The organism is Collinsella sp. OF02-10, assembly GCF_003463445.1.
Taxonomy (GTDB): Bacteria; Actinomycetota; Coriobacteriia; order Coriobacteriales; family Coriobacteriaceae; genus Collinsella.
The window spans coordinates 1-3,172 of sequence record NZ_QSCW01000037.1 but is presented as its reverse complement, the minus strand read 5'-3'; the positions used below and the strand labels follow the sequence as shown (position 1 = coordinate 3,172).

The window sequence follows — 3,172 nt, the reverse complement described above, 5'->3', positions numbered from 1 at the left end:
TCTTGCCTGTCTCTTATCGTGGTGGTGAAATGGGCTGATACACAGGGTGATACACACCGAGATACACAGGAGATACACAGGAGATACACGTGCCGCAGAAGATGTTCAGGCTTACAGATGAGCAAATCTGTAAGTTAAAAAGTGCTGCCGAGCTGCGCGGATGTTCACAGACTGATTTAGTTCGCGGGTTCATCGACTCGCTCGACGAAGAGCCATCAGATACACAGGGTGATACACACCGAGATACACAGGAGATACACAGGAGATACACGTGCCGCAGAAGATGTTCAGGCTTACAGATGAGCAAATCTGTAAGTTAAAAAGTGCTGCCGAGCTGCGCGGATGTTCACAGACTGATTTAGTTCGCGGGTTCATCGACTCGCTCGACGAAGAGCCATCAGATACACAGGGTGATACACACCGAGATACACAGGAGATACACGGTGGCGTGCAGCAGAAAGAGACCGATTCACGGGCGTTGACCGCGCTCGTCGAGCAGTTGGCCGTCAAGGATGCGCAGCTCGCCAAGAAGGACGAGCAGATAGCCAAGCTCATGGAGACGGTGGCCGACGGCACCAAGGCCGTGCAGGGCGCTCAGGCGCTCCACCACGAGACGGCGCAGGCGCTCGCGCTGGAATCGGCCGAGCAGAAGCTGAGTCGATGGCAAAGGCTCAAGAGGGCTTGGAGGGGCTAACCATGAAGTGGAACGTATCCGTGCTGCGCAGGTCGGGTGAATGCGAGCGCACCGAGGTGGCTGACTTTGAGCTTTCGGAGTTCTTCAACCGAATCGCGAGCGTCGAGGGCAAGGCGTGGGTTCTGTCGGTCGAGCGCGTCGGCGATGTGGGCGACTCCGCACCCGTCGAGCCTGACGGCGATGAACTCGTATCGCAGCTCGGCAAGCGCCGCTGGCGCGTTATGGGAGACCCGGAGGACGGCTGGTGGGTCGAGGTCGATTCAGACGGCAACGAGCTTCCGGGCGATTGGGAGTATGACCGAAAGGGCGGGTACGTCTACTGCGCGTTCGCCTAGTCGGGCTGTCCGTCTTCTTTCTGCGGCGGCGGCACCGCAGAAAGAAGACTCTCGCGCAAGCGCTCACCGGCCAAGGCCGCTCTTCGAGTTGCAAGATTTGGGAAGTGGGTACTCAAAGTCCACTAACATGGACTTTTCAACCCTCTTCCATCTTGCTCCCGAGCGGCTTTCGGAGCCTTGACGGGAGAGCGCTTTCGCTTGGAAACTCGGCAATTTCGGATTACCGAGTTTTCGTAGTCAGCAGAGCGACTATCTGGTTTCGTGTCATTTACAAATGGCGGCGGCACCATTTGCCATAAACGTTTTGCGAAGGTAGGGAAGGAGAAAACTTAGGAAATGAGAAATCGCGAAGTTCAAATAAAGTTTTACGCAACCGAGAAAGAGAGAGAGTCCATTCGCAGAAACGCGAAAAGAGCAGGAATGAAAATGGGCGAGTATGCCCGAGCAGTTTTGACTTCCGACGATGTTTCAATCAAGGTCATCGACACCGAGCCTTTGAGAAAGGCCGCGCACGAACTCGCGAAGCAGGGGACGAACCTGAACCAGTTCATGAGATTCCTGAACACGTACGGCTCGAATGCGCTCGACCATGAGGAAGCCAAGGCGGTTTTGGGAAAGGAGGTTGCGGCGTTCTCTGAAATCATGGAAGCGCTCGCGGCGCTCCGCAGGGAAGCCGACCGGAACAACGTCCATCTTAAAATCGAGGATTTCGACAATGCCGAAAACGACTGACGAGGGCAAGGAAAGGGTCGATGGGCTAACCTGCCCATCGACCCTCAATCAAGTCTGGTCTTCTGTTTCGACCGTCGCGTCAATTCCGTTGTCTGTGAACGAGTCGGCTTAGATCTGCGCGAGCGCAGACCACGCCGCCCCGTAGTCACCGACAACTACATTGACCCGACTACTCGCCCGATTCCGAATCGAAAACGCGCTCCGGATATACCCGTCGGATGGTCTCGATTCCGTCATAGATTTCATCATCGTCCTCGCGAAAGGCAAGTGACTTGATATTCTGCATGACCCACTTCTGACGGGAGAGCTTGGAAATCGCGAGGGTTTGCGCATCGACCTCATCGTATCCCTTGGCTGCACGCCAAGTTCCGCGTGCGATGCGTTCGTTTCCAAGCCCCTCGACGTTCTTGCCAACGTAGTCATAGAGGGTATCGACCTCGTAACCGTTCTTTTTCGCCTTATCCTCATCGAAGACGATGGTGAAGCTCCAAGGCTCCATTGTCGTTTCAACCATATGGTCGGTGTCCTTTAGGCCTGTGCTGCCAGATAGTAGTCGAGTGCGTCCCTGTAGACCGAAGACGGCTTCACGCCCTTGCTGCGGGCTATCATGGCCACTCTCTGCGTATCCTTCGCGTCGTAGACCACCGTCACGCGGCGGGTTCCGACCGCGTCGAGGTGTGAGCCGCTGAACACCTTGCCATCGGGTTCCGGCTCGAAGCTGCCGTCCTCGTAGGGCGCGGCCATGCGGTCGAGGTCGGCATCGGTGATGCCGTGCTTCGCCATGAAATCGTTCACGTTCATCCAAATCACCTCTCCAAGCCGAGTTCCCTGAGCGTCTTGCCGCTCGGTGGGGTCATCCCGTGGTAGACGAAGAAGTAGTCATCGTCGGCATCGTAGATGTAGACGAGCTCGACCAGCCTGCTGCGGGAGTCCGTGCCGACGGCAATCCACTCGCCCGATTCGCGTTGCTTGTAGCGAATCATCGACCGCATCGCGGCCATCACGTCCGCTTCGCTCACCTCGGGGTGCCGCCTGCTGATTCTGGGGTGAACCCCTATCTGGCTCATGCCCGCTCTCCTTTCGATATGATATGAAATCATATCATATCTTTCTATCGGGAGAAATACGCCTGCACTTCAAGTGCCAGACAAATGCCAGACGCTTTTATCGGGGAAGCTTCCGGGAGGGGTTCCAGAGGGAGCCTTTTCTTCTGGCTCTGGGTGTACAATAAATCTATTGATAATATAACGTGCCTATGAGGGCTTCCGGGAGGGGTTGGTGAGCGGGTTGTCTCTTGAGTCTGTTCTTCTCGAATACGGGGCTTCCGAGGTGTCGGCCATGGAAGTCTACTCGGACATCTTCCAGCTCGGCGATGGCTTCATCCAGACGGAGGGCGAGCCGGGTGGGCTGC

Annotated in this window: 6 protein-coding genes; 3 read left to right on the top strand and 3 right to left on the bottom strand. The window is 56.2% G+C overall.

The genetic code is table 11. From position 1 onward, the window contains the following. Positions 1-448: 448 nt before the first annotated feature. From DXA43_RS10320 to DXA43_RS09990, 3 genes are all read left to right on the top strand, one after another. Positions 449-694, top strand: coding sequence for a hypothetical protein (locus DXA43_RS10320; RefSeq protein WP_147332655.1), 246 nt, complete (start codon positions 449-451; stop codon positions 692-694). A 2-nt stretch (positions 695-696) separates the two neighbouring features. Then, on the top strand, positions 697-1,029 hold the full coding sequence (locus tag DXA43_RS09995; RefSeq protein ID WP_117807069.1) for a hypothetical protein: 333 nt from the start codon (positions 697-699) through the stop codon (positions 1,027-1,029). A gap of 336 nt (positions 1,030-1,365) precedes the next feature. Further along, a complete protein-coding gene (locus DXA43_RS09990; protein ID WP_117807068.1) occupies positions 1,366-1,761 on the top strand; it encodes a hypothetical protein in 396 nt (131 codons plus the stop codon). Positions 1,762-1,930: 169 nt separating this feature from the next. On the opposite strand, the gene DXA43_RS09985 is transcribed toward DXA43_RS09990, so the two are convergent. From DXA43_RS09985 to DXA43_RS09975, 3 genes are read right to left on the bottom strand one after another with little or no spacing between them, the layout of a single operon-like run. Then, on the bottom strand, positions 1,931-2,275 hold the full coding sequence (locus tag DXA43_RS09985) for a hypothetical protein (RefSeq protein WP_233540079.1): 345 nt from the start codon (positions 2,273-2,275) through the stop codon (positions 1,931-1,933). Positions 2,276-2,289: 14 nt separating this feature from the next. Continuing rightward, positions 2,290-2,562, bottom strand: a complete 273-nt coding sequence (locus tag DXA43_RS09980; protein WP_012814665.1) for a hypothetical protein — start codon at positions 2,560-2,562, stop codon at positions 2,290-2,292. A 5-nt stretch (positions 2,563-2,567) separates the two neighbouring features. After that, positions 2,568-2,861, bottom strand: a complete 294-nt coding sequence (locus DXA43_RS09975) for a hypothetical protein (RefSeq protein WP_233540078.1) — start codon at positions 2,859-2,861, stop codon at positions 2,568-2,570. Positions 2,862-3,172 lie beyond the last annotated feature (311 nt).